34 protein-coding genes and 1 tRNA gene are annotated in these 24401 nt (G+C 62.4%); 14 read left to right on the top strand and 21 right to left on the bottom strand.

Annotated features, from left to right (window positions below; genetic code table 11):
• Positions 1 to 273 precede the first annotated feature (273 nt).
• Positions 274 to 1908, top strand: a complete 1635-nt coding sequence (locus KM135_RS17535; protein ID WP_246606303.1) for an ATP-binding protein — start codon at positions 274 to 276, stop codon at positions 1906 to 1908.
• 8 nt (positions 1909 to 1916) lie between these two features.
• On the opposite strand, the gene KM135_RS17540 is transcribed toward KM135_RS17535, so the two are convergent.
• From KM135_RS17540 to KM135_RS17550, 3 genes are all read right to left on the bottom strand, one after another.
• The gene (locus tag KM135_RS17540) at positions 1917 to 2567 is read right to left on the bottom strand and encodes a DsbA family oxidoreductase (RefSeq protein ID WP_221715369.1); all 651 of its coding nucleotides are present in this window, start codon (positions 2565 to 2567) and stop codon (positions 1917 to 1919) included.
• A gap of 85 nt (positions 2568 to 2652) precedes the next feature.
• On the bottom strand, positions 2653 to 3090 hold the full coding sequence (locus KM135_RS17545) for a DoxX family protein (protein WP_221715370.1): 438 nt from the start codon (positions 3088 to 3090) through the stop codon (positions 2653 to 2655).
• Positions 3091 to 3149: 59 nt separating this feature from the next.
• Complete coding sequence (locus KM135_RS17550; protein ID WP_221715371.1) at positions 3150 to 3422, bottom strand: BufA1 family periplasmic bufferin-type metallophore; 273 nt, start codon at positions 3420 to 3422, stop codon at positions 3150 to 3152.
• Positions 3423 to 3592: 170 nt separating this feature from the next.
• On the opposite strand from KM135_RS17550, the gene KM135_RS17555 reads away from it, so the two are divergent.
• The 5 genes from KM135_RS17555 to KM135_RS17575 all read left to right on the top strand — a co-directional run bounded on the left by KM135_RS17555 (position 3593) and on the right by KM135_RS17575 (position 6749).
• Entirely contained in the window at positions 3593 to 4129 is a 537-nt protein-coding gene (locus KM135_RS17555) for a sigma-70 family RNA polymerase sigma factor (RefSeq protein ID WP_221715372.1), read from the top strand.
• Positions 4126 to 4767 carry a DUF1109 domain-containing protein gene (locus KM135_RS17560; protein ID WP_221715373.1) on the top strand — a complete coding sequence of 214 codons (642 nt, stop codon included), beginning with the start codon at positions 4126 to 4128 and terminating at the stop codon, positions 4765 to 4767. The genes KM135_RS17555 and KM135_RS17560 overlap by 4 nt, the downstream gene beginning before the upstream one ends.
• 68 nt (positions 4768 to 4835) lie before the next feature.
• Entirely contained in the window at positions 4836 to 5099 is a 264-nt protein-coding gene (bufA2, locus tag KM135_RS17565; protein ID WP_221715374.1) for a BufA2 family periplasmic bufferin-type metallophore, read from the top strand.
• Between the two features lie 73 nt (positions 5100 to 5172).
• On the top strand, positions 5173 to 6003 hold the full coding sequence (gene bufB, locus KM135_RS17570) for an MNIO family bufferin maturase (protein WP_221715375.1): 831 nt from the start codon (positions 5173 to 5175) through the stop codon (positions 6001 to 6003).
• Positions 6000 to 6749 (top strand): HvfC/BufC N-terminal domain-containing protein, encoded by a 750-nt coding sequence (locus KM135_RS17575; protein WP_221715376.1) that lies wholly within the window; start codon positions 6000 to 6002, stop codon positions 6747 to 6749. Before bufB ends, KM135_RS17575 begins: the two co-directional genes overlap by 4 nt.
• 94 nt (positions 6750 to 6843) lie before the next feature.
• Here KM135_RS17575 and KM135_RS17580 read toward each other — a convergent pair whose 3' ends face one another.
• The 3 genes from KM135_RS17580 to KM135_RS17590 all read right to left on the bottom strand — a co-directional run bounded on the left by KM135_RS17580 (position 6844) and on the right by KM135_RS17590 (position 8272).
• Positions 6844 to 7428 (bottom strand): DUF2461 domain-containing protein, encoded by a 585-nt coding sequence (locus KM135_RS17580; RefSeq protein WP_221715377.1) that lies wholly within the window; start codon positions 7426 to 7428, stop codon positions 6844 to 6846.
• 61 nt (positions 7429 to 7489) lie between these two features.
• Positions 7490 to 7828 (bottom strand): TfoX/Sxy family protein, encoded by a 339-nt coding sequence (locus tag KM135_RS17585; RefSeq protein ID WP_221715378.1) that lies wholly within the window; start codon positions 7826 to 7828, stop codon positions 7490 to 7492.
• 3 nt (positions 7829 to 7831) lie between these two features.
• Positions 7832 to 8272 (bottom strand): GFA family protein, encoded by a 441-nt coding sequence (locus KM135_RS17590; protein WP_221715379.1) that lies wholly within the window; start codon positions 8270 to 8272, stop codon positions 7832 to 7834.
• A gap of 73 nt (positions 8273 to 8345) precedes the next feature.
• Between KM135_RS17590 and KM135_RS17595 the strand changes: the two genes are divergently transcribed.
• On the top strand, positions 8346 to 8693 hold the full coding sequence (locus tag KM135_RS17595; protein ID WP_221715380.1) for a winged helix-turn-helix transcriptional regulator: 348 nt from the start codon (positions 8346 to 8348) through the stop codon (positions 8691 to 8693).
• A gap of 224 nt (positions 8694 to 8917) precedes the next feature.
• On the opposite strand, the gene KM135_RS17600 is transcribed toward KM135_RS17595, so the two are convergent.
• The 3 genes from KM135_RS17600 to KM135_RS17610 all read right to left on the bottom strand — a co-directional run bounded on the left by KM135_RS17600 (position 8918) and on the right by KM135_RS17610 (position 11014).
• Positions 8918 to 9565 carry an NrsF family protein gene (locus KM135_RS17600; protein ID WP_221715381.1) on the bottom strand — a complete coding sequence of 216 codons (648 nt, stop codon included), beginning with the start codon at positions 9563 to 9565 and terminating at the stop codon, positions 8918 to 8920.
• Positions 9562 to 10089, bottom strand: coding sequence for a sigma-70 family RNA polymerase sigma factor (locus KM135_RS17605; RefSeq protein ID WP_221715382.1), 528 nt, complete (start codon positions 10087 to 10089; stop codon positions 9562 to 9564). The genes KM135_RS17600 and KM135_RS17605 overlap by 4 nt, the downstream gene beginning before the upstream one ends.
• Before the next feature lie 148 nt (positions 10090 to 10237).
• A complete protein-coding gene (locus KM135_RS17610) occupies positions 10238 to 11014 on the bottom strand; it encodes a spondin domain-containing protein (protein ID WP_221715383.1) in 777 nt (258 codons plus the stop codon).
• 485 nt (positions 11015 to 11499) lie between these two features.
• Here KM135_RS17610 and KM135_RS17615 point away from each other — a divergent pair, with 485 nt between their 5' ends.
• The 3 genes from KM135_RS17615 to KM135_RS17625 are packed head-to-tail and all read left to right on the top strand — an operon-like array spanning position 11500 to position 12988.
• A complete protein-coding gene (locus tag KM135_RS17615) occupies positions 11500 to 12078 on the top strand; it encodes a TetR/AcrR family transcriptional regulator (RefSeq protein ID WP_221715384.1) in 579 nt (192 codons plus the stop codon).
• Between the two features lie 13 nt (positions 12079 to 12091).
• The gene (locus tag KM135_RS17620; protein ID WP_221715385.1) at positions 12092 to 12376 is read left to right on the top strand and encodes a YciI family protein; all 285 of its coding nucleotides are present in this window, start codon (positions 12092 to 12094) and stop codon (positions 12374 to 12376) included.
• 3 nt (positions 12377 to 12379) lie between these two features.
• Positions 12380 to 12988: a DNA-3-methyladenine glycosylase I gene (locus KM135_RS17625; protein WP_221715386.1), complete on the top strand. Its 609-nt coding sequence runs from the start codon at positions 12380 to 12382 to the stop codon at positions 12986 to 12988.
• Between the two features lie 111 nt (positions 12989 to 13099).
• Here the strand turns inward: KM135_RS17625 and KM135_RS17630 are convergent, their stop codons facing one another.
• Complete coding sequence (locus KM135_RS17630) at positions 13100 to 13456, bottom strand: winged helix-turn-helix transcriptional regulator (protein WP_221715387.1); 357 nt, start codon at positions 13454 to 13456, stop codon at positions 13100 to 13102.
• Positions 13457 to 13664: 208 nt separating this feature from the next.
• Between KM135_RS17630 and KM135_RS20075 the strand changes: the two genes are divergently transcribed.
• Positions 13665 to 14096, top strand: a complete 432-nt coding sequence (locus KM135_RS20075) for a nuclear transport factor 2 family protein (RefSeq protein ID WP_221715388.1) — start codon at positions 13665 to 13667, stop codon at positions 14094 to 14096.
• A 79-nt stretch (positions 14097 to 14175) separates the two neighbouring features.
• Positions 14176 to 14526, top strand: a complete 351-nt coding sequence (locus KM135_RS17640; protein ID WP_221715389.1) for a hypothetical protein — start codon at positions 14176 to 14178, stop codon at positions 14524 to 14526.
• Between the two features lie 281 nt (positions 14527 to 14807).
• Here KM135_RS17640 and KM135_RS17645 read toward each other — a convergent pair whose 3' ends face one another.
• The 3 genes from KM135_RS17645 to KM135_RS17655 form a co-directional block, all read right to left on the bottom strand.
• Positions 14808 to 15266, bottom strand: coding sequence for a hypothetical protein (locus KM135_RS17645; RefSeq protein WP_221715390.1), 459 nt, complete (start codon positions 15264 to 15266; stop codon positions 14808 to 14810).
• Positions 15212 to 16252 carry a tyrosine-type recombinase/integrase gene (locus KM135_RS17650; RefSeq protein ID WP_221715391.1) on the bottom strand — a complete coding sequence of 347 codons (1041 nt, stop codon included), beginning with the start codon at positions 16250 to 16252 and terminating at the stop codon, positions 15212 to 15214. The genes KM135_RS17645 and KM135_RS17650 overlap by 55 nt, the downstream gene beginning before the upstream one ends.
• Before the next feature lie 174 nt (positions 16253 to 16426).
• Positions 16427 to 16502 (bottom strand) — tRNA-Phe (locus KM135_RS17655).
• 193 nt (positions 16503 to 16695) lie between these two features.
• On the opposite strand from KM135_RS17655, the gene KM135_RS17660 reads away from it, so the two are divergent.
• Together KM135_RS17660 and KM135_RS17665 are read left to right on the top strand one after the other, a co-directional pair.
• Complete coding sequence (locus KM135_RS17660; RefSeq protein WP_221715392.1) at positions 16696 to 18183, top strand: amidohydrolase family protein; 1488 nt, start codon at positions 16696 to 16698, stop codon at positions 18181 to 18183.
• A gap of 42 nt (positions 18184 to 18225) precedes the next feature.
• Positions 18226 to 18741 (top strand): DUF3237 domain-containing protein, encoded by a 516-nt coding sequence (locus KM135_RS17665; protein WP_343228225.1) that lies wholly within the window; start codon positions 18226 to 18228, stop codon positions 18739 to 18741.
• A 14-nt stretch (positions 18742 to 18755) separates the two neighbouring features.
• On the opposite strand, the gene KM135_RS17670 is transcribed toward KM135_RS17665, so the two are convergent.
• The 8 genes from KM135_RS17670 to KM135_RS17705 form a co-directional block, all read right to left on the bottom strand.
• Entirely contained in the window at positions 18756 to 19097 is a 342-nt protein-coding gene (locus KM135_RS17670) for a hypothetical protein (RefSeq protein WP_221715394.1), read from the bottom strand.
• Between the two features lie 152 nt (positions 19098 to 19249).
• Entirely contained in the window at positions 19250 to 19420 is a 171-nt protein-coding gene (locus KM135_RS17675; protein ID WP_221715395.1) for a DNA gyrase inhibitor YacG, read from the bottom strand.
• Positions 19410 to 20423: a ribonuclease gene (locus KM135_RS17680; RefSeq protein ID WP_221715396.1), complete on the bottom strand. Its 1014-nt coding sequence runs from the start codon at positions 20421 to 20423 to the stop codon at positions 19410 to 19412. Before KM135_RS17680 ends, KM135_RS17675 begins: the two co-directional genes overlap by 11 nt.
• Positions 20416 to 20985 (bottom strand): Maf family protein, encoded by a 570-nt coding sequence (locus KM135_RS17685; protein ID WP_221715441.1) that lies wholly within the window; start codon positions 20983 to 20985, stop codon positions 20416 to 20418. Before KM135_RS17685 ends, KM135_RS17680 begins: the two co-directional genes overlap by 8 nt.
• 43 nt (positions 20986 to 21028) lie before the next feature.
• Positions 21029 to 21280, bottom strand: a complete 252-nt coding sequence (gene infA, locus KM135_RS17690; protein ID WP_221715397.1) for a translation initiation factor IF-1 — start codon at positions 21278 to 21280, stop codon at positions 21029 to 21031.
• 76 nt (positions 21281 to 21356) lie between these two features.
• Positions 21357 to 22613 (bottom strand): adenosylmethionine--8-amino-7-oxononanoate transaminase, encoded by a 1257-nt coding sequence (locus tag KM135_RS17695; RefSeq protein WP_221715398.1) that lies wholly within the window; start codon positions 22611 to 22613, stop codon positions 21357 to 21359.
• On the bottom strand, positions 22610 to 23257 hold the full coding sequence (bioD, locus tag KM135_RS17700) for a dethiobiotin synthase (RefSeq protein ID WP_221715399.1): 648 nt from the start codon (positions 23255 to 23257) through the stop codon (positions 22610 to 22612). Before bioD ends, KM135_RS17695 begins: the two co-directional genes overlap by 4 nt.
• Complete coding sequence (locus KM135_RS17705) at positions 23254 to 24396, bottom strand: 8-amino-7-oxononanoate synthase (protein ID WP_221715400.1); 1143 nt, start codon at positions 24394 to 24396, stop codon at positions 23254 to 23256. The genes bioD and KM135_RS17705 overlap by 4 nt, the downstream gene beginning before the upstream one ends.
• Between the last annotated feature and the right edge of the window lie 5 nt (positions 24397 to 24401).

Genomic DNA, 24401 nt, shown 5'->3' on the forward strand with positions numbered 1-24401 from the left:
CATCTGAATTGTCCTGGAACATCAATCGGCCCGGATCCAGACGCCCCGCACTTGGGCAGCGACATCTGCGTGCAGGCTCTGGCTATGCTCCGTGCACTATCGCACTCATTGTTAGGAACGAACTGCAGCATCCCGCGTTCTGGTCTGGTTCAGGCCGTGCCGGTCTGACCGCCGGACTACGGAATTTCGAAAGCAAAACCGTCGAGGCCAATTGGGGGTTCGGGATGACCAGATCGGGACGAATGTCCGGCGCATCGCTGCGGCTGCCCGACAATGAATAGCGTGGTAAGCCCCACAGCTAAGACGCCGAGGGTTTCTACCCGTTGGTTGTTCCTTCCTCCTTGGGCCACGTATCCGTTGGCGCTGATCGTAACGGCATCGGCCACACTTCTTCGCTTAAGTCTCGATTCCGTTGATCCCGGTATCGTGCCCTTCGCCCTATTTTATCCCGCCGTGCTAATTTCCGCTGTGTGTTGCGGGGCAGGGCCCGGGGTCGTAACGCTCGTGGGGTCTGGGATTATTGTGACTTATTTTTGGCTGCCACCCAAGGGGAGCCTGTTGTTCACGCACACGAGCATATTGAACCTGAGCCTTTTTGCCGTGACGGCCGGGTCGATCATAATCGTGGGCCATATTCTAAGACTGAGCCTGCAGCGAAGCGCGATCATCACTTTGGCGCTCTCTCAGAACTCGGACCAGCTTGAAGGTCTCGCTCGCGAACTTGAAGCAAGGGTAGCCAGCACCGTTGTCGAGCGTGAAATGGCTCTTCAGCAGCTTCATGAAACGAGGAAAGCTGAAACAATTGGTCAATTAACCGGCGGAATCGCCCATGACTTCAACAATCTTCTCACACCAATTATCGGAACGCTCGACCTGCTCAACAGTCGTGATGTGCCTGCTGCGCGATCGCAAAGACTGATAGCGGGAGCGCTCGCTGCCGCCGAGAAAGCGAGCACGCTCGTTAACCGAATGCTTGCCTTTGGACGTCGCCAACTCTTGCAACCCCGCGCTGTCAACGTCACCTCGTTGCTGATCGACCTCTCTGATCTCCTCCAGCGTTCGATCGGGCCGACAACAAGGCTGGTGATGGACCTGCCTCATGATTTGCCGGCGATCCGTGTTGACCCGAACCAACTTGAGCTGGCCCTGCTGAACCTGGCGGTGAACGCGCGAGACGCAATGCCCAACGGCGGGACATTGACGATTAGTGCGCAGGCGGATGTGTCGAGCGATGATCCAGCAAGCATAGACCAGATCAGAATATCGGTGGTCGACACGGGGACAGGCATGGACGAGGCAACACTCCAGCGAGCGACCGAACCATTTTTCACCACGAAGAAAACGGGCCAGGGCACGGGACTGGGCCTGTCGATGGTCCACGGATTGGCAGCGCAATCGGGCGGTAGATTGGTCTTGTCCAGCATGCTGGGTGTGGGAACACGCGCAGAGCTCTGGTTCCCGCCGACTGATGAGCAGATTGCGGAACCGGAACTGGCCGAGGAGCGTCAAATTTCCGTCTCGCAGAATCTCCGGATTCTTCTGGTGGATGACGAACCCCTGGTCCGCGCTGGCCTGGCCGAGATGTTGCGAGAGGCTGGTCATGAAATCGTGGAAGTTGAAAGTGCACGCGAAGCACTGTCCCTGGTTGATGACTGTGCCGCTTTTGACCTCATTCTCACCGATCATCTCATGCCTGGCATGACCGGTGGTGCATTGGCGCTGAAACTGCGCGACAGTCACCCCTATCTGCCCATCCTATTGATCACGGGGTACGCCGGCTCGGAGGCCGATGTGCCCGACGGGATCAACAAGCTTCGCAAGCCGATCCGCCAGACTGAATTGCTTGGGGCAATTGACGCGGCTTTTGAAGCGACAAGCAATGTGATCAGATTGCCTGCCTCAAATTGATATGCCGGTCATTCTATCTTGGCCGCGATTTGTCTCAGGATATGTGCGAAAACGGCGGCAGGCTGGCCGCCCGAAATAAGATATTGGTCGTTCACGATGATCGCCGGGACGGCATTGATCCCTCGTGACATCGAAACTTCTTCCGACATCCGGACATATCGCGAAAATTTCCCTGATTGGAGCACTTCCGCAGCGCCTTCGCGTTCGAGGCCCACGTTTTGCGCGATGTCGGCAAGGACTGCATGGTCGCTCACGTCGCGCTTTTCGGACAGGTAGGCAGTGAACAGGGCCTGTTTCAATTCCCGTTGTTTGCCCTCGAGCTTCGCCCAATGCAGCAGCCGATGGGCGTCGAAGGTGTTGTAGAAGCGGTCATCATGGGCGAGCGCGACATCCACGCCGACTTCCTTGGCCCGGTCGCTCAGGCTAGGCTGGTCCGAGGGCAAATGGCTGGCGGCTTCGCCATATTTTTCCCGGAGATTCTCGCCAACATTCTGGCCCTCCGGCGGAAGGTCGGGGTTAATCTCGAAGGGGTGGAAGATGAGGTCTGCATCGACCTCGTCGGCGAGGCTGGCAAGCGCTTCATCCAGGCCCTTCAGGCCGATCGCACAAAACGGACAGGCGATATCGGAAATGAAGTCGATCTTGAGGTGCTTGGGCATGAGATCTCACAGTCCTTCGGCGCCACATCTTCCTCCACTTCGATTAACACGACAAGCCGTTCGGTTTGTTCGGGATAGTGAGCGGCTACCTGAAGATCGCCCAGTCGAGCGACCAGGCTCCGCCGCCGCGCAGGATAAGGGGAAGCAAAAGTCCCGCCCAACTCAAATGGGTTGCCCATGCATCGGGATAGACGAAGATCTCAATGACCGCTGTCATGCCGAGCAAAGCGAGCGCCGCGCCTCGCGTGAACAATCCCAGCACCAGCAGGATCGGGAAGAAATGCTCCGAGTAGGTCGCGGCATGTGCGGCGATTTCCGGCGGCACCAGCGGCAGCGCATATTCTGTGCGGAATAGCTCATATGTGCCATCCGTAATGTGGAGCAGCCCATCCACTTTCGTCCGGCCGGACTGGAAAAAGACGGCTGCGATGCCGAGGCGCGCAACCAGAAGCGGCAGGGCATCAGGCACGCGGGCGGTCAGGCGCTGGACGGCGAGAGTGCCGGCCGCAAGGGGCGTTGTCATAACGAAGATCCTCGAATGGCGCGTTTGCCGGGAGGACCAACGCCTCCCGGCCCCCCGCTTCAGGCCTTGGGAGTCAGCGAGCCATTGCCCTTGGGCGTCTTGATGGTCGTGCAGGTGCCGGCCTTGACCAGCTTCCAGGCATTGCCCTGATAATTAACCTTGGAGGTGCCTGCGCAGCTGGTGCCGGCGCCGGCCTTGCAGTCATTCTTGCCGGCGAGCGACACGCCATAGCATTTCTCCATCGGGGTCTTGTCGGCGGCGGATGCCGAGGTCGCGGTGGCAGCAATGGCGAGAGCGAGGGTCGCGGCGAGGGTGGCGTGGGTCTTGATCATTTTCTGTCTCCTTGAAAGGGGTGTCCGGGCAATCGCCGGACATGCCCCGGAGTTCGCGGAGGGCGACGCGCCGGTTACGCAGGGCGCTGGACAAATATTTTCATCGTTCGATGCGCCCGACATGTAACCTTCGAGCGTCAGAGACGAATGCACCTGTCACAGGAGCATGAATGCGGGCGAACGAGGATCAGTTGCGGGCCTGGATGGTGGGAGGACTGGACGGCGTCGCGGCCGACCATGCCTGCCTGTTGCGCGCACTCGTGCCCATTCTGTCCGCTTTCTACAGCCGGCGCGTGTTCGCATCGGACGATATCGAGGATCTGGTGCAGGAAACGCTTATCGCCGTGCATAGCCGCCGCGCAACCTATGACCGGGATCGCGCCTTCACCGCCTGGCTGTTTTCCATCGCGCGCTACAAGATGATCGATCATTTCCGCCGCAGCCGCTCCGTCGTGCCCATCGAGGAACTGGAAGACATACTGATGGTCGAAGGCTTCGAGGCCAGCAGCGGTGCACGACTCGACATCGAAGATCTGCTCGGCACCCTGCCGGCCAAACAAGCGCGGATGATCCGCGCAACACACATAGACGGCGCCACCGTCGCCGAGGCGGCCGCTGCCAGCGGCTATGGCGAGTCAGACGTGAAGGTCTCGATCCATCGCGGCCTCAAAGCATTGGCGGCGCGCATCCGAGGCAGCGAAACATGAATACCGACCAGCTCATCGACAGTCTCGCGAGTGACGTGAAGCCGGTTCGCCGGAGCGCGCTTGGCGCGCGGCTCGGGTTCGGCATGCTGATCGGCGCGCTCGTCTCCGCAGCTCTCGTTATCATGCTCCTTGGCGCACGCCCGGATCTGGCAAGCGCCATGAATGGCTTCGCCTTCTGGATGAAGTGGACCTACACGCTTTCGCTCTCTGCCATCGCGGTCTACGCGACGGCGCAGTTGGCGCGACCCAATCCGGGCAATTTGCGGGTTCTCTGGCTGATCGCCATTCCTGTGACCCTTCTTGCGGGCGTGGGCGTGCTGGAACTCGCGCATACACCGCCGGGCGAATGGCTCGCCATGTGGCTCGGCAGCAGCTGGAGCAAATGTCCCTGGTATGTGTTCGGGCTCGCCATGCCGATCTTCATCGGGCTGCTCTGGTCGTTCCGCCGGCTGGCGCCGACGCGGCTGCGCGCGGCGGGCGCCGCAGCTGGGCTGGCGGCGGGTGCGTTCGCCGCGACCGTCTATTGCCTACATTGCCCCGAGGTCTCGGCGATCTTCGTGCTGACCTGGTACACGCTCGGCATATTGCTCGCCGCCAGCCTTGGCGCGCTGGTCGGCCCGCGTCTTTTGCGCTGGTGATGTAACCGGCGGCCGCGTTGCTCCGAACAAGAGATGCCAACCCGGCACAATCATTCGGAGATACCTTCATGAACAGCTTCCGTACCGGCGTCAGCTTCGCCGCTTCCGCCGCCCTCATCGCCATCAGCGCCGCCGCCGTGCCGACGGCCGCAGTCGCCAAGGGGGCGACCAAGATCCATTGTTACGGCGTCAACACCTGCAAGGGTACTTCGGACTGCAAGACGTCGAAGCACGACTGCAAGGGCATGAATGACTGCAAGGGCACCGGTTTCAAGGAAATGTCGGTGAAGCAGTGCTCGGCCGCTGGCGGCACCACGACCGAAGCGAAGTAACCCCCTCGGCTCGGCGGGCATCCCCCTCCCGAACCCGCCCGCCGGGCCACCCTTCTTCGATGCGAGACCCGCAATGATCCCTTCCTTTGCCGGCTTCGGCCTCGGTTTGCGCAAGCAACATTACGCAGAGTTTCTCGAGCACCGCGTCGCCGTTGATTTCGTCGAGGTGATCTCGGAGAATTTCATGGTCGATGGCGGGCGGCCCCGGCGCATCCTGCGGGAGGTGCGCGAGCGCTATCCCGTAGCACTGCATGGCGTTTCGATGTCCGTCGGTTCGGCAGACGGCGTGGACCGTGCCTATCTCGTGCGGCTTCGCGCGCTCGTCGAAGAGATCGAGCCCCTGTTTGTCTCCGACCATCTCTGCTGGACGCAATCTGGCGGCTTTAACTCGCACGACCTGCTCCCGCTGCCCTACACGCAGGAAGCGCTCGATATCGTCTGCGCGAATATTTCCATCGCCCAGGATGCGCTCGGTCGCGAGATGCTGATCGAGAACCCATCGAGCTACATTTCTTTCGAGAACGACATGATGAGCGAATGGGCCTTTCTCGACGCGGTCTGCGCGCGCACCGGCTGCGGCCTGTTGCTCGATGTTAACAATGTGTTCGTCAGTGCCACCAACCATGGCTTCGATCCTGTCGCCAATCTGGACGGCGTCCCACATGAGCGCGTGCGCCAGATCCATCTCGCCGGCCACGCTCAAGGCGAGACTATGCTTATCGACACGCATGACAGTCCGGTGGCCGCTTCGGTGTGGGATCTCTACCGCCATATCCTGCCACGCCTCGGCCCGGTCGCGACGATGATCGAGCGCGATGACGCCATTCCGCCGCTGCATGAACTGCTTGCCGAACTTGGCCAGGCGCGCGCGATCAACGCCCAGACCGGTCGCCTGGCGGCATGAACCTCGCCCGGCTCCAGCGCGAATTCAGCACATGGCTGCAGGCGGACAAGCCAGCCGACGCTGCGCCGTTTGGCGAGCGAGCGCGGCTTGGCCTCGCCATCTATCAGAACAACTTCCGCGCCCAGCTTGCCACCTGTCTGGAAGACAGCTTCGACAAGACTCGGCAATGGATCGGCGGCGAGGCGTTTCATGAAGCCATCGTTCACCATGTCGAGCGCGTGCCGCCGAGCAGCTGGACCCTCGACGCCTATCCCCGCGACTTCCCCGCAACCCTGGCAATGCTCTATCCTATCGACCCTGAAGTCGCGGAACTTGCAGCGCTCGAACTGGCACTGGCGGACGCCTTTGTCGGACCAGATGTGAACAGGCTCGCGGCCGAGCAGATCGCGTCGGCAGACTGGGACTGCGTAACTTTGCTCTTTGTACCCATGCTTGATCTCCTCCCGATGACGACCAACGCTGCTGCGATCTGGACTGCACTTGCCGAGGAGGCTTCGCCTCCGATGAGTGCATTATTACCAACAGCTGGTGCACTGTTGGTCTGGCGCGACGGCGAAACACCGCGGTTCCGTGCGATCGAGGCAATGGAGGAGCGCGCGATCCTGCTCATGCGGGGCGGTATGACGTTCGCGCGACTGTGCGCGGACCTTGTCGAAGACGTCGGCGAAGCCGAGGGCGTGACACTTGCGGGGGCTTGGTTGGGTCAGTGGTTAGCGGACGGTCTGGTCAGCGATCTCATTGACTGAATCTAGTCGCCATCAACGGGCAAATATAGGTCTCTGCCTACCTTGGGCATCCAAAATGCCGTTTTGACTAGCTGACAGCTGCCGGCCGCCACGTTCACAAGCTGCGGAGGAGATCAAACAGACTGCGCAGCTTTAGTAGCTCCCCCGCGCACTGATCGGGGCCATCGGCGCCAAGCGCGGCCTTGGTGTCCGCACTGTCGATCCAGGCCGTGAGCCCCTTGCGGCGAAGCAGGGGCGCTCGAGGGTGGTCTGCAGCGTAGGGCGCGGGCATGCGCTTGAGATCCGGTTCGCCTATGCGGACGCCTGTAGCGTCGAGCTGACTGAGCATTTGCGCAGTCGCTTCGCCCTCATCGCCTGCCACTCGCTCGCGCCATGCTGCCAGTTGCGCCATGGAGAAGGCGAAGATGCCCACACCAAGCGTCAGTCTATCTGGATCGAGCCCGAACATCCACGCAGGGCCGCCGTCCCTGCATCCTCCTCCTGGCGACAGGGATATGTGCAGATGAGCGTTATAGGGCGTCTTGTTCTTGGCGAAGCGTATGTCGCGATGGACACGGAAGATGCGATAAGTGTGCGGTTCGCCGGTGGCTGATTCCAATTCGCCGGCAAGCGCCTGGGCAAAGCACTCAGCCGGATATTTGAGATGGTCTTCGTAGTCGGCCTTGTGCGCCTCGAACATCCTCTGTCGTTGTTAGCGCGCAGCCCGGCGAGGAAGTCGATCGTGTCGCAGGTCAACAGCGTCATTTGGGCGGCAGGCTTCGCGCATGGGCCAGGGCGACATCGAGCCAGCGCCGTAGCAACGCATCGTCGCAGCGCTCAGCGTCGACAAAATAGAAGCCCCGCATTGGCCGGTCGCCGAGAACCATCGGTACACCCTCGGGCAGAACCGATGCGGCATCATTGCCCTTGCCGACGCGGAACATGAAGCGGGGCTCACCCTCCTTCGACCGGTCGGCGCCGCACACCATGTTGCGGTTCAAGAAAAAGCAGACGCCGCCCATCATTCGCTTTTCGGAAATGCCGGGCCCGTCGCCAAGGGCCGCGCGCATCCGCAGAGTTACGGCCTCGTCAACGGCCATGGTTCAGAGCTCCGCGACCACCGCCTGCGGACCGCCGTCGGGCATCGTGTCGAACACGGGCTTGCTGCGGTCGAGTGGCGCCCAGGTCGGCGCCCGGCTGGCATATACGGTCATTTGGGGCTCAACCTCATCGGGGTTGTCGAGGCTTGACACACGGAGGAATGTCATCCCGGGCATCCCCGCGTTGCGCGAAAGGATCGCCGAGCCGCATTCTGGGCAGAAGCCACGGCTGACCATGGCGCCGCTGTCCGCGGCCCGGTCATGAATTCTGATCTCGCCGGTAACAAAGAAAGCTGCGTCAGGCACCAGCGCATGAGTGCAATGGCTTGTGCCACTGCTCCTGCGGCAGTCGATACAGTAGCAGTTTCCTACCATCATCGGCAGCGTCGTCACCCGATAGCGGACCGACCCGCACAGGCAGCCACCCTCCAAAACTTCGCTCATCGTTCAACTCCCCTTGATTCGATCGGCGCCCCGGCGGATAGTAACTTTAAGATTGCAAGTTACAAGGGACTCCATGACTATATACCGTTCGCCTTGCCCGATCGCCACCACGCTCGACATCGTGGGCGATCGCTGGACACTCGTCATCTTGCGCGATCTGCTAACGGGCAAATCACGCTATTCGCAGTTTCTGACCTCGCCCGAGCGGATCACAACCAATGTCCTCGCCGACCGGCTCGAGAAGATGGAAGCCGCCGGCTTGGTAGCGCGATCGCCGTACCAGCAGCGCCCAATCCGCAACGACTATCGCCTGACCGAGATGGGGCGAGCGCTCCATCCAATGCTGCGCGACATGTGCCGTTGGGCTAACCAACATATCCCCGGAACATGGACACCGCCCGAGAGCTTCATGCGGGAGTGAGTTGCCATCCAAGGCGCCCGGCCAACCGTGGTGGGCAGATTGGCAAAGACCTGGCGAGGATATCCGGCTAAGGCTTTTGTGCGCTGCTCTCTGGGGCAGCTGCCGCCGGGTCTTAGACATTCGATAGCTTTCGAGTCTTCCCGAAACCCGTTCGTCCAGATCGTGACGCTATGCGCGAATTTGGGGCGCGATCATGTGGGCGACAGCGCGCGCCGATCATGTTCCTACCAACGCAAGATGCGCGGAATGAGCAGGCGCCCAACGGCCCCACAAACGGCGACCGGAACAGCGTGCCAGACTCCAAAATGCACGATCGAATTTATGGGGCAATGAAGACCATAGCCGAAAATGCCGATTGCGCCGGCGGCTATTCCTACCAGCAATCCGGCACGCGCCGGATGCACCGGAGCGCCGCGCCTGAGCCAGGCTATCAGAACGATGGCGGTCAACAGGCCTGCGCATGTCCCGACCAAGGCGCAGACCGTGTCATCCAAGCCAAAATATATCCGTGATGCTGGCCAGTCGCGGCTAGCCGTTACGACTGCAGCAAGCGGGAGAAGGCCCGCCATGGCCAGAGCCCACTTCCAGCCCTCGTGCTGATTCCCGACCTGAGGGCTGGCCATGCCGACCGCAGTCGACGCTGCTGCCAGCGCGAGAACAAGAAGCACGCCGTTCGAGACGATGAAGTTGATCGACAACAAGCCAGCCAACAGATCCGGTCGCAGGCCCGTGGCGGCTGCAACGATTGCTACGTTGATCGTTGCAGCCCCCATGACGCGAACCATACCCTTACGGAACGTCATTGGTGACACAGGCTTGAGGCCTGCGGCCAGGTTTTCGATCAGTCGATCCGTATCGGGGCTTACTGTCATTGTGCTTTCTCGATCAGGGCAGTCAGTTTTTTCAAACCTCGATGAATGTTCACCTTGACCAGTGACTCGCTCTGCCCGCTGATCCTCGCCGCCTCGGTGACGCTTCGGCCGTCAATCTTGACCAGTATGATCGCTCGAGACTGGGCAACCGGGAGTTCCGCCAGCAGACGGTCAAGGCTGACCCTCGCCATGACATCATCCTCGATCGAACCGTCATCGACCTGCTCCGCGATTTTCAGATCCTGAGCGCGGTAGGCCCGGCTGAGATGATCGACCCAGCGATAGCGGGCGATGGCCGCGAGCCAAGGCAGAAAAGGCCTTGCGGGATCGTAGCTAGCCAGTTTGCTATGGAGTGACAGCAGTGTGTCCTGCACAAGATCGTCGATCTGCTGCGGCGGCAGCCGCCGATAATAATATCGGCGCAACCACTTGGCGCATTCCTTCAACAGCGCCGCATAGGTCGATGCATCACCGCCCTGCGCCTGCTTCATGAGACGGGCCAAGGACGCCTCGTCGGCAATCATGTGTTGCTGCGCGCAATCGAAACAGGGTCGCCTTCGTTCAACAAATCTGCCTCATTCCCGCCGAAACTTGATTTCACGAGAGCTGCTCTCAACTGTTCCGCCTGTGTTGAATCGGCGGGCGGCACGCTCGCCCGCCAACGCATGAATGTCAGGCCAGGACTGCGGCGGCCCTGCGATGGCGCAGCGCACTTCCCGCGAGTGCGAAACCGCCGATCATCATAGCCCAGGTCGCAGGCTCAGGCACTGCATTCGCCGTGAAGCTGATCCGATAGATCGGCGTCGAGTCAGAGAGGCCGGCATCGCTGAACGTATATCCGGCCGCTGTGGTCAGCCCGTTGAAGACTGCGAGTTCTGAACGATCGAAAGCAACCGTGCCATTCTCAGGCGTGCGCAAATCATTATTGCCGCCGACGACAAAAGCGGCATTCGCCGGATCGGCGACTTCGGAATTGGCATCCCAGATCCGGTTCGCAGTGAGGGTAATCTGGTTGATCAGCAGATTGCCGGCCATATCGAATATCTGAAACATCGCGGGATTGTCGTTGCCAATGAAAAGGTCGTTGCTCGGAATGACCATGCTGGCGAATGTGAAGTAGCGATTGATTGTCGAATCGACCAGGAGGGGCGAACTCATATGGGAGGCTCCCGGGGTCAGAGCACCACCGATCGTCGAAATGACGGCCGTTGGATCGGCAGAAGCGAACGCCGGCAGCCAGGCCGATCCCGAGCCTCCCTCGGCGATGGAAATGATCGCTGCGCCGCCGACGCTTCCGGAATTGAAAGCGTCGAACGTCCCGTTGTGAATGCCGAAATGAAGCGGGGCGAAAGATACGCTGTTCGTCGGCGCGAGATTTTCGACTTTCACCGTCAGTTTTACATTTTGAGCATTCGCCCCGGTGCCGGCCACGAGCAGGCCAGCTCCCATCAGTGCCGCTAAAGATATAAATCTACGCATCTCCACTCTCCCATGATCTCGGCGATCAATCGCCGGGAGCAGGTTCTCGCGACAGGCCTTGTTGGTTACAGAGGCTGCGGGTCGCAGCGCCTTTCTGCATGTCCGACCACGCCCGCTATACAATTGCCGCGGTTAAACCCGACGAAAAATGGTCAGTTCAGGCTGGACCTTTCAAGGCGAAGCCGCGAGCGAGCTTCACAGATAGGTGCCGCGACTATTCTGGCATAAGAAGGGCAAGATCTCGCCGTGGTGGCTTCAATGATGAGTGCACCGGCTTCGCGACTGTGCCGCTCATCTTTGCATTGGCAACCCGCTGCCGCCAACAAAGCGGCCGCTCCCGCCGCTCGAAAGCGGCTTCGCAACCTGCCGTCCGTTCATGGCACGGCGGCAGGCGATCGGACACCATAGGACAATTGACCTAGACGCATATAGGTCAATTGTCCTATGGCTAGTTGATGGCGGAGATTCGCTCACCTTCCTCAGTTCGTTCCCGTATCGTCGAAGTGGCTGATCGACTGTTTTACGAGCGGGGTTTCGAGGCAACGTCCTTTGCCGATATCGCCACCGACACCGGTCTTTCGCGCGGAAACTTCTATTATCATTTCAAAAGCAAGGACGAGATCCTTGCAGCCGTGATTTCGCTGAGGATGGCCCGGACACGCGAAATGCTGACGGTTTGGGAAAGCGAGACTCCTGAACCTGCGGACCGAATGCTGGCCTTTGCCAACATCCTCATCACCAATCGCGCGAAGATCATGGCGCATGGTTGTCCTGTCGGCACGCTCTGCGCGGAACTGGCCAAGCTGGAACATGGCGCCCAAGACGAGGCGGCCACGATCTTCACCCTGTTTCGCGACTGGCTGACCCGCCAGTTTGTGGCACTCGGCCGTGCTGATAACGCCGATGCGCTGGCCATGCATGTGTTGATGCGCAGTCAGGGCATTGCCAGCCTTGCGACTGCTTTTCGCGACGAGGCTTTCATTGCCCGCGAGGTTGACGCCCTGGCCGCATGGCTGTCCCATCCCAAGCTATAATCGGAGACCCGCCATGTTTGTCATACTCCTCAAATTTGCCGACAAGGCAAAGGCTCCATCGCTGATGGCCGGGCACAATGCCTGGCTTCAACGCGGCTTTGAGGATGGCCTGCTGCTGTTGGCGGGAACGGTTCAGCCTGCGGCCGGCGGCGCGCTCCTTGCGCATGGGGTCACGCGGGATGCAATCGAGGCCTTCGTCGCCCAAGACCCCTTCGTGGCTGAAGGCGTTGTCACCGCCGAGATCCTCGACATCACCCCTACCCGCACCGACACCCGTTTCGCCTTTCTGAATGACTGAGGGATGAGCGTCACGATCTCTGGCCCTGACGGCCTTCCCCGCTGCCGATGGTGTGCCGCCACGCCGGACTATATGGCCTATCACGACACCGAATGGGGGTTTCCCGTAGCAGATGATCGACGCTTGTTCGAGAAACTGACGCTGGAAGGCTTTCAGTCCGGGCTTAGCTGGCGCACGATCTTGACCAAGCGGGAGAATTTTCGGACGGCCTTTCACGGCTTCGACTTCCATCGCATTGCCGCCTTTGATCAGGGTGATGTCGAGCGCCTGTTGCGCGATCAGGGGATTGTGCGTCATCGCCGCAAGATCGAAGCTGCCATCAACAACGCCAGGCGCGCGGTAGAAATGGTGAAAAGCGAAGGTTCGCTAGCTGCTTTCTTCTGGCGGTTTGAGCAAGTGCCGGAAGCAGACGCCGTGCCGCAGACTGTCTCAACATCCTCTGTGTCGGTGGCGCTGTCCAAAGATCTTAAAAAGCGCGGCTGGTCATTCGTAGGACCTACCACCGCATACGCCTTTATGCAGGCGATGGGACTGGTCAATGATCACGCTATGGGCTGTGTAGTCAGGGACCGGGTTTCGCAGGCGCGCAGCAACTTCAGCCCGCCGCTGTAACTTCAATAATGGTCGTTCTGCCTTCATAGTCGTCGTTCAGCAGTTCAAGTCAGCTCTCCGATAGCTGCCGCTGGTTCACATTAGGTTTGGCGTAACGAGGTTAGGCAGCCCTCAAGCTTGTCCGGCGCTCGCTCGCTTACAGACGAGCGCCGCAATTTGGCCGTCGTGATGCGTTCCCCATTCGCACATCGGCGCCAGCGTCAGAGCCAGGCTGCGCCCGAAGTCGGTCAGCTCGTACTCGACATGCGGTGGGACTTCCCGGAAGTCGATCCGACGGATGACACCGTCGTCCGTCAGTTCCTTCAGGTGCTGGATGAGCATTTTCTCGCTCACTTTGGTGACGAGCCTGCGCAACTGCCCGGTGCGCTTCGGACCGCCGGTCAGATGATAGACGATAAGCGGCTTCCACTTCCCTCCGAGGATCGTGAGAACCGCTTCCAACCCGCAGTTGAAGCGCGCTTCGCTCATTTCCGACCGCCCATTCAGGCACTTACAAAATAGTCAGTACTGGAACAAAATCCACCGTCCTCCTAGCTGGGGTGGGAGGGCGTGTCGACCCCCAGAAGGCTACGCGGTTGATCGACGCGGAGGGCGCCATGCGCGGAACCTCGGTCTGCGTCGAGCAACCAAATCGCCATGCGCGCGCTCGATAACAAGATCCAGATGGAGAACCAAAGTGCCCACCAACGAAGAAATAGTGAGAGAGGTTTACGCGGCTGCCGAAGCCAGGAACCTGGATCTCGACAAGTTCGCCTCCCTCTTCGGGGATGACGGCTACTTCCTCGACATGGCCTCTGGCATGAAGTGGATCGGAGCGGATGTCCGCCAGCCGATGGAGGGCCTTGAAAAGCCGTTCCCCGACTTCCATCGCGAGCTGCTGAATATTCATTCCGCCGCCGACGGCGTGGTCGTGGTCGAACTCAGGCTGCAGGGCACCCAACAGGGCGACTTCCCGATTCCGGGCGGCGGCATGCTGCCCGCTTCCGGAAAAAAGTTCGACGTGCCCTGCTGCGACGTGCTTGTCGTCAAAAATGGAAAGGTGAAGGCATTCCACTGCTACAACATGAGGTCCGCATGGATCGAGCAACTGAATGCCTCTGACGACTGATCGCCGCTTGATCGGATGCAGGAGCCGGGCCCGCAGAGAGCTAGGGTCCCCCATCCTCGCATGATTGGAAAGGAACGACATGAAAGTCCGCAAATACGATCAGACCGACGCAAAATTCGAACGTTCGCCCGGACAGGATGCCGACATCTTCGCCGGAAATCTCGCCGATCAGCGCCATGGAGGCCCAATGACGATTGGCTACGGTCGATACGGACCTGATCAGGTTCTCGAGACCGACATCGTCGTCGATGACGTAATGGTGGTTCTCAAGGGGAAGGTCTCCGTGGAAGCGCACGGCGAGATACTGACTGCCGGCCCTGGCGAGATAATCTACATGCCAAAAGGCAATTCGGTGGTCATCCGCTCGCACGCAGAGGGGGCCCAGACCGCCTATGTGACATATCCCCACTGGTCGGAGGCTGAACGATAGAAGGCTGGCAAGCCGTAACAGCTCTCGCCCCGAACCCGGACATTCATGATCAAGTTTCAACTGCCCGGAAGCGGCCGTCCGTTCATTCCACTCAGAAGGGCGCGAACTGCGACAAACCTGTCGCTCCGAAGCGTAAGGTCGAATGGCCGCTGTTATCAGGAGCCGACAATCGGGGTTGTCTAACCGGCGTCAACAGGTGACAGAAATTTCACTGACAATTACTTGCAGTTTTAAGGTGCTAACTTGCGGAAGGCGGCCTGCAGGGGCGGCATTTAGGCCACTCATGAACAAAGGTCGCCGATCTCGCGTTCGACGAGCCGGAAACGCTCCTTGATCTCCTCACCCGCGTAAAAAGCGAGCATGTCTTCTTTAGTGAGAGTTCCCTCGGCGAGGAACTTGATGAGATAGCGCTGATTGAATTCGGCGAGGAGGATGCTTTTCTCGATCTGCGCGAGAATCTGCTTCATATTGTCGATATTGGCAGTGATGAGAGTCTTCACCAGCGCCATGTCGCGGGCATCCTTGATCAGTCGATTGACGATGATCTTGAGCACGTCGGTGTCGAGCTCCATCGTCTTCGCATTGAGAGCGATGTCGCGCGCGAGCATGTAGGCGATGGCAAGGTTGCGATAATCACCCTTCTGGGAATCGATGATCGCGATCAGACCGACACCGGGCAAAAACTTCAGATCCTGCACCGCAACCAGGATGCTGTTATCGACGAGCGAGGCGTCGAACACGATGATCCCGGCTTGGCCGTCGCGATTAGCCTGCGCTTCCAGGAGTTCTCGCTCATCGGTCGGGCGGTCGAACGAATGGAAGGGAAGATGAGACCTGCGGGACCGACCCGAAGTTCATGCAGCCGCTGAAGGATTTCGATCGCCTGCCGCGACAGCGGCACGTGATGCGGTCGACGCATTTTCATCCGCGTGGCCGGGACGGACCAGACCGCTGCGGCGAAATCGATCTCGTCCCAAGTCGACATGCGCAGTTCGCCGGGACGCAAAAAGACGTGCGGCGAGAGCTGCAGGGCATATTTGGTCAGATAATTGCCTTCATAACCGTCGATCGCGCGAAGCAACGCCCCCACCCCCTTCGAATCGACGATCGCCGCAAGATGCTTGGATCGCGGCGCTGTGATGGCCCCGCGAAGATCGCGCGTCGGATCAGCTTCGAGCCGCGCGGTCGCAACCGCGTAGCGAAACACATTGCCGGCCAGCTGCAGGAGACGTCGTGCTGTCTCGAGATTGCCCTTGGCTTCGACGCGGCGCAGGATCGCCAACACATCGGCGGGCCGAATCTCCGAGACCGGAAACTTGCCGATGTTGCCGTCGAAATGCTCGAGCAGCCAGTTCGCCTTGGCGATGGTGGATGCGGACCAGCCTTCGCGTGTCCGCTTCGCAACGAACTCCTTCGCGACATCCCCGAACTTGGAGCTGACGCTCGACTTTGCCAGCGACTTTGCCCGCTGCTTTTCCAGTGAGGGGTCGGCGCCGGTAACAAGCAACCTGCGAGCCACGTCCCGTGCAGATCGCGCCGCGGCGAGGCTGACCTCGGGATATGTGCCGATGCCGAGCTTCTTCTCCTTGCCGTCCACGCGGTATTTGAGCCGCCAGAGCTTCCCGCCGCTTGGCTGCACCAGAAGAAAAAGGCCCCCAGTATCGCCCATTTTATAGGGCTTTTCGCGTGGCTTCGCTTTCCGAACAGAGACATCCGTTAATGCCATTTGGGGGCCACTTTCCCTCTAGCAGGGGGCCACGATCAAAATGGCCCCTAATCTGGCCCCCAAAATTTCCGGCTGTCGATGTTCACGTGTGGATGCAGCAAGATGAAGGCCGGCCAAATATGGCAGATTTCTGCCATTTGTAAAGGATCAGATGGACTGCGATGGACGGGTTAATGGTGCCCGGGGACGGAGTCGAACCGCCGACACTGCGATTTTCAGTCGCATGCTCTACCAACTGAGCTACCCGGGCACGGGTCTGGCGCCGCGGAGGACCGGGCGAAGGCGAGCGCTATAGGCAAGAGCGTATGCCCCTGTCCACCCTAATGATGCTTAATGCGTTGCCGGGCTGACTACCGGCATTTCGCACGAAATCCGCTTGCCCCGCCGCGCAGTCCTGTCATGCTGATCTCAGCCCAAAATCAGATGCTTGGCGGAGACATGCCATGGCCTTGTTTGGAGAGAGCGATCGCACTGGCCTCACGCCCGCGGAGGAGGCCGAGCCGCGCACGCCGCTGCCGGTGCGCATGGTGGCCAGCGAGGAATATCTGCCGATTCCCCAGACGGCGCGCCAGCGGGAGACCGAGGCACGGCTTTATGCGCTGGCGGACGGGATCGCGCCGAAGCTCGGCCTGACGCGCCGCCGCTTCTTCCAGACCTCGGCCGGCATGGCCGCCGGCTTCGCCGCGCTCAACGGCACGTTCGGCGATCTGTTCGAAATCGGCCGCGCCGAAGCGCAGACGCCCGAAGCGGCCGACGAGCGTGCCAAAGCGCTCTCCGGCCAGTTCATCATGGACATGCACACGCATTTCCTGCGCGACGACACCAAGCTCACCGGCTTCGTGAAGATGCGCGAGGGCGTCGCGGCGCAAGGCTGGAACCCGCAGCTCAGCGCTGCCGGCCCGCAGACGCTGGAGAGCCTCAAGTTCGGCAATTATTTCAAGGAAGTCTTCCTCGACAGCGACACCAAGATCGCGCTCATCTCCTCCGCCCCTTCGGACATTCCGGACGACTGGTTCCTCACCAATGCGCAAATGGCCAAGGCGCGCGAGACGGTGAACGGCCAGGCCGGATCGAAGCGCATGATGACCCATGCGATCATCACACCCGAGGCGCCAGGTTGGCTGGACGCGCTCGACGCGGCAATCGCGCTCAAGCCCGACAGTCTCAAGGGCTATACGGTCGGCGACAACACCCACAAGGAACTGGCCCGCTATCCCTGGCGGATGGACAGCGAGGAAACCTACAAGGGTTATGAGAGGGCCGTGAAGGCCGGCATCCGGAACATTTGCGTCCATAAGGGCCTGTGGGGCCGCGCGCTCGACACCCGCTTCCCGCACCTCGCCGCGCATGCCCGCGTCGCGGATATCGCCAGGGCCGCGAAGGACTGGCCGCAGCTCAATTTCATCATCTATCACGCCGCCTATCGCCTCGACGATCCGGACTGGGCACTGGCCGAATTTCACAAGACCGGCCGTGTCGACTGGGTGACGGACCTGGCCGAAATCCCGGCAAAGCACGGCGTCACCAACGTCTATGCCGATCTCGGCCAGATCTTCGCGCAGACCTTGGTCGCGCAGCCCGCGCTCTGCGCCGCGATGATGGGCCAGCTCGTCAAGGGTCTCGGCGCCGATCATGTCTGCTGGGGCACGGACGCGGTGTGGACCGGATCGCCACAGTGGCAGATCGAGGGCCTGCGCCGCCTCGAAATCCCCGAGGACATGCGCAAGACGCATGGTTTCGCCGAACTCGGCCCGGCCGATGGCCCGGTCAAGAACGCGATCTTCGGCGGCAACAATGCGCGGCTCTATGGCCTCGAACAGGCCGAAGCGGACGCCGTGATGGCCGATCGCTTCGCCGCGCTGCGTAGCGACTATCTGGCCGCCGGGGCTTCACCGTCCAACCGGCGCTATGGCTATGTGCAGCGGGGTTGATTAGTCCTCTCCCTGACCGCCAGAGTCAGGAGAGAGATGCCCGTGAAGCCCATTCAATTGGCGTGCCTCGCGCTCGCCCCCGCCCTACTCGCCGTCGCGGCGCCCGTCGCCGCTCAGAAACCGTCCGCACCGAAGCTCGAATTTGTACTGGAGGAAGTCGTCTTCCTCGCCGAGCGCATCCCCGCCGGCAAGACGCCGCTCGGCGAACGCTTCATCATCCCGATCACCGGCGGTACCTTCGAGGGGCCGGGCCTCAAGGGCATCGTCATGCCCGGTGGATGGGATTGGCAACTCCTGCGCCCGGACGGCTGCCTGCAGGTGAAAGCGGACTATTTTCTCAAGACCGACGACGGCGCGATCATCAATGTCGTCAACACCGGTAACATCTGCCCCGGCGCGGACGGCAAGCCGGCGCCCGTGCGCACGCATCCGGTGCTCGAAGCACCGGTCGGTAAGTATGAATGGCTCGGGCGCACCGCTTTTACGGGCACGCTCGAGCCAGTGTTCGATGGCGGCAAGGTCACCGCCGTCCGTATTCGCTTTTACAAGGCGCTATAGCGCAAGACTCAAGCTCAGCGGTTGCGGCGCAGTACGTCGTCGCAGGCGCGGTTGGTGCCACTGCCCTTGCCGATGAGATTGCCGGCGAGTGCGCCCGCGCCCGCCGCGAGCAGCGTCTCTCCGACATTGCCGCCGGCGATCACCGCCGTGCCAGCACCACCGGCCGCGCCGATGATCGTGCCCTTCTTCGCGCCCTTCTTGCGCTGGATGAGACAATAGCGGACGTCATCGCGCTCGCCCGGTGCGGCGCGCGCGACGCGGACGCGATCCTTGGGGCCAAGCGTGGTTTCGGCGAGCACCGGCGTCGCCACCAGGCTGGCGCCGACAAGACCGATCAAAATCTTTGCGGTTTTCATATGACCCGCTCCCTTCTTTGCGTCGTTGTGCAGCCGGCGTTTCTCGCCAGCCTGCATGCTGGAACTACGCCCGAACATGGCCGAAAGTTCCGGAACCGGGGATGAACGGGCTTTGGGGTCTCGTCTCGCAACAGGCTCCGTTGGACGATAGCCTAACCCTCGTCGCGCTCCGTCGAATCCTGCTCGTCCGCCGCGACCGGGACGCGGTAGCTCTCGTCCGCCCAGCTGATGAAATCGCGATCACGGCAAGCGCTCGAACAGAAGGGCCGGAACTCGTGCACCGTGGGCTTCCGGCAGATCGGGCAGCGCGTCTTAATGGGCATGATGGCCTCCGATGGCGAGCGTCTCGTCGCCGACGATCTCGACAGCCCCGCCCCGCCGCCGCTCCAGCAGCCGGAGCCACTCCGGATGCGCCTTGATGTCGCGCGCGACGGCGGGCGCGACGCTGAGCTTCAGCGCACCCGCGCCGCCACTCGCGCCCTCATGCCGCTCGGCCGCACGCAGCGCCGCGAGGGACGCCGTGCGCACCGGATCGGCGCGCAGCAGCTCGATGAGCGAGGCGCGCTCGCGCTTGCGGATGATCTGGACGAAGCCGAAGCCGTTGACCGCCGTGCGCTCGAACGGCTGGGGCAGGAACTTGTCGATCTGAGCGGCCGCCACCAGCCGCTCGTCCTTGTTGTTCATTGTCGGCAGGTCGATGCCGATCGACCCCGCAATCCCCAGCCGCCTTATCGTCTGCGCGGCAAGCTTCGCGCCCTTGGGGCCAAGCTGCGCCGGCGGCAGGCTGCCATCGACATCGATGAGCGTCATGGCCGGTGTCGGGAACAGGCGCAGCGCCGCATCCTCGGCGCCGACTTCGCCGCTCATCGCCTCGGCCAGCAGCTCGCTCCAGCCCGAGGCCTCGAACCGGTCTTCCTCGTGCGCGGGACACGGCATGACCGGCACATCGCCAGCCGAGAGGCGCTGATAAAGCGTCGGCCCCGGCCCGGCCTGCATGCCCGCCTGCGCGATGCGACCCTTGGCCAGCTTCTCGCGCTCCTCATCCAGCCCCGGCTCGCTGATCGCCTCGCGCAAAATCTCCACGCGCACGACGGAGCCTTCCGCCACCTTGGGCGGGATCGGCTCGATCAGCACCAGTTCGCCGCTGTCGAGGCGGACAAGGCCGCGCTTGCGCTGGATGAGCGTGCTTGCCAGCCGCCCGCCATGCACGCCACCGGCACGGACACGCTTGTCGTCGCGCTCGATCTGCGCCTCGATGATGCGGCCGTTATGGACCAGCGCGGCGCGCGCCTCGCCAATGCCTTCTTCGTAGAGCCACTCAGCCATTGAGAATTCCCGCACTCGCGAGCAGCGCCCGCGTCTCGAACAAAGGCAGGCCGATCACGCCGCTATGGCTGCCGGCCAGATATCGCACCCAGGCTTCGGCCCGGCCCTGAATGGCATAGCCGCCCGCCTTGCCCAGCCCTTCGCCGCACGCGACATAAGCTTCGATCTCCGCGTCGCTCAGCCGCTTGAAGGCGACGATCGTGTCGGCCAGCCGCGTCCGCGCCTTGCCCGCAGCATCAATCACGCAGACCGCCGAGAGCGCGTGATGGCGACGGCCCGAGAGACGCTTTAGAAGATCGCGCTGGATTTCCTCGGTCTCGGCAGGTGGCAGAATCATGCGGCCGCAAGCGATCGTCGTGTCGCCCGCAAGGACGACCTCGCCCTCGCCGCGCTCCACCGCGCGCGCCTTCTCCTCCGCCAGGCGGAGCGCATAGACGCGCGGCAGCTCGTTCTTCTTCGGGCTCTCGTCGATATGCGGGCCGACGATCCGATCCGGCACCACGCCGATGCGCGCCAGCAGATCGCGCCGGCGCGGGGACGTCGAGGCCAGAACCAGTTTCAATGTCATGAGCGGCCCCTAACAGGCCACGCGCGCGATGAGAATATCAGGGCCGGTCAGGGCCGGGGCCACCACGGCCAGGCATATAGCGATAGGTGATCCGACCCTTGGTGAGGTCATAGGGCGTCAGCTCGACGAGGACTTCGTCGCCGACCAGCACGCGGATACGGTTCTTGCGCATCTTGCCTGCCGTGTGCCCGAGAATTTCGTGGTCATTTTCGAGACGGACGCGGAACATCGCATTCGGCAGCAGTTCGACTACCTGCCCGCGCATTTCGAGGAGTTCTTCTTTGGCCATGTGCTTCCAGTTTTTCGCGAATGGCGCCCCATAGCGGCAAAACCGGCCATTGGAAAGTCAAGAGCAACCGGTCGTATCAACCGGTCAGCGCGTCGATGGCATTTCCGATGGCCGCGAAGGCGCGCGCGATCTCCGCGGGCGTCGTGCAATAAGGCGGCATGAGATAGATGGTATTGCCGAGCGGCCTTAGCAAGAGGCCCTCGGACAAGGCGGAAGCGCGCAGTTTCGGTGCAACATCGGAGAGATAACCGGAGTCCCCCGCCCGCAGATCGATCGCGCCGATCGCGCCGATCCGCCGTGCGTTGTGCAGACGGGAATGTGCAGCAAATTGGGACAGTCCCTCGTCCAATGCCGCGCCGAGCGCATCCACACGCCCCAGCACATCCTCCTCGCGCCAGATATCGAGGTTGGCATTGGCGGCCGCGCAGCAGATCGGGTTCGCCGTGAAGCTCGACGAATGGAAAAACATCCGCGCGCGATCATTGCTGCGGTGACTTTCGAAAATTGCTGCGCTCGCCAGCGTCGCCGCCAGCGGTACCGCGCCGCCGGTCAGCCCCTTGGCGAGGCACATGAGGTCCGGCGTCACCCCGGCCTGCTCGCAGGCAAACAAAGTGCCGGTCCGACCCCAGCCGGTCATCACCTCATCGGCAACGAACAGCACATCATGCTGCGCACAAATCGCCGCCATCTGCCGCAGGATGTCGGGCGAATAGACCAGCATGCCGCCCGCGCCGAGGATCAACGGCTCGACGATGAACGCAGCAGGCTTGTCCGGCGCGCGGCAGAGTTGTTCGAGCGCATCGAGGCAGTCTTGCTGTGCCCTTTCGGCCGGAAACGGAACGGTCGCCACATCGAACAGCAGCGGCTCATAGGCCCGGTTGAACACGCTTCGCGCGCCGACCGACATCGCGCCGATCGTATCGCCATGATAGCTGTGCTCCAGCACGAGGATGCGGTGCCGCGCCTCGCCGCGATTGTGCCAATGGCCAAGCGCCATCTTGAGCGCGACCTCCACCGCGGTCGATCCGCTGTCCGAGAAGAACACATGATCGAGCCCCGGCGTCAGCGCGACGAGCGACCGCGCCAGCGCCTCCGCCTGCGGATGCGTGTAGCCCGCGAAGATCATCTGATCGAGCTGCCCCGCCTGCTCGGCAATCGCCGCCGCGATGCGCGGCTCGCAATGGCCGTGGGTGATGACCCACCAGCTCGAAATCCCGTCGAGCAGCCGCGTGCCGTCCGCGCAGTCCAGCCAGGCGCCCGATGCGGAAACGATCTCCGGGATCGCCTCCTCCAGCCCATGCTGCGTGAACGGATGCCAGACCGGCGAGCTCATGCCCCCAGCCCTATGGCCGCGCGCAATCCCGAGAGATCGATATGCTCGTTCATGGCCCGCGCCAGCGTCGGCGCATCGAGCGGATCAAGCACCGGCAGTCGCCCGAAGCTGCGCACGCCACCCAGCGCCGGGATCGTTGCCTCATTGTCCTCATGCGCCTCGCCAACGAACAGCAGCCCGGCGACCGGAACGCCGCGGGTGCGCAGTACCTCGATGCTGAGCAGGCTGTGATTGATCGTCCCGAGCGATGTGCGCGCCACCAGCAGCACCGGCGCGCCCCAGAGCGCGAACCGGTCAATCATCAGATGCGGCGGCGCACGGCGAATCGGCACCATCAGCCCACCCGCGCCTTCCACGATCAAGGGCCGCACGTCCGGAAGGCTCAGCCGATCATCCTGCAGGTCGATGCGCTGCCGCTCGGCTGCCAGATGCGGCGAGGCCGGAAGATCAAGCCGATAGGCCTCGGGCAACACGCGCTCGTCCTGGACACCAAGCGAGACGGCACGACCACTGTCCGTCCCGTCCTCAAGTCCCGCCTGAACCGGCTTCCAGTAGGAGCTCCCCAGCGCCGCCGCCAGCCCGGCCGCGACCACCGTCTTGCCGATGCCGGTGTCCGTGCCCGAGACGATGAGCACACCGCTCATGCTTGCTCCACCGCCAGTGCGGCCTGCAGCGCTTCACCGAGCGCCTCAACGATCGCTTCATCCACGTTCAGCGTCAGCGAGATACGCAGCCGCGCCGTCCCGCGCGGCACGGTCGGCGGCCGAATGCCGCGCACGTCGAAGCCCGCCGCCTGCAATGCCGTCGCCATGCGCATCGTCCGCGCATCATCACTCAGGATCACCGGCAATATCTGGCTCGTCGGCGCGGCCAGACCCAGCGGGGCGCAAATATGCTGCGCAGCATGATCGATCAGCCGGGCCAGCCGCGCCCGCCGATCGTCCGCTGCCAGCATGCGCTCCAGCGCCGCCGCGACGCCGACCGCCATCAGCGGCGAGGGCGCCGTCGAGAAGACGAAGCTGCGCCCGCGATTGACCAGCAGATCGATGATCGGCCGCGCCGCCGTCACCAGCGCACCTTCGACACCTAACCCCTTGCCGCAGGTGTGCAGCGCGATGACATCCTCGCGCCCTTCCAGCGCCGCGCCGATGCCGCGCCCGCCCGGCCCATGCACCGCCGTCGCATGTGCCTCGTCGAGGATGAGCATGCCGTCATGCCGCGCCGCGACCTGCGCCAGCGCCCCGACCGGCGCGACATCGCCGTCCATCGAATAGAGCGTCTCCACGACGATCCACGGCCGCCCGGTCCCGCCCCCCGCGCGCCATCCCGCAATCGCATCGTCGAATCCCTGCGGGTCATTATGCGCCACCAGCACCGATGTCGCCCGGCTGAGCTTCATCCCGTCATGCGCGCTCGCATGGATCAGCGCATCGGCAACGATCAGATCCTCCGGCCCCGGCAACCCTGCGAGCAGGGCCATATTGGCCGCGAAGCCATTGCCGAGATATAGTGCCGCCTCGCTGCCGAAGATCGCCGCAGCCCGCGCCTCCAGCGCCTCATGCTCGGGCGCATTGCCGCGCAGCAGCCGCGATCCGCCCGAACCCGCCGGCACGCCCCGCGCCACCGCCTGCGCGATCGTCGCACCGATCACCGGATCGCCCGCCAGGCCGAGATAGTCGTTGGACGCGAAATCATGCCCCGCGCGCGGCATGAGCACGCGCCGCCGCGCTCGCCGCTCCAGCGCGTCGAGCTGCGCACGAAAGGGATCGAGCGTCGCCGTCATGCCGG

Origin of the sequence: Sphingobium xanthum (assembly GCF_019737615.1) — a bacterium.
Taxonomy (GTDB): Bacteria; Pseudomonadota; Alphaproteobacteria; order Sphingomonadales; family Sphingomonadaceae; genus Sphingobium; species Sphingobium xanthum.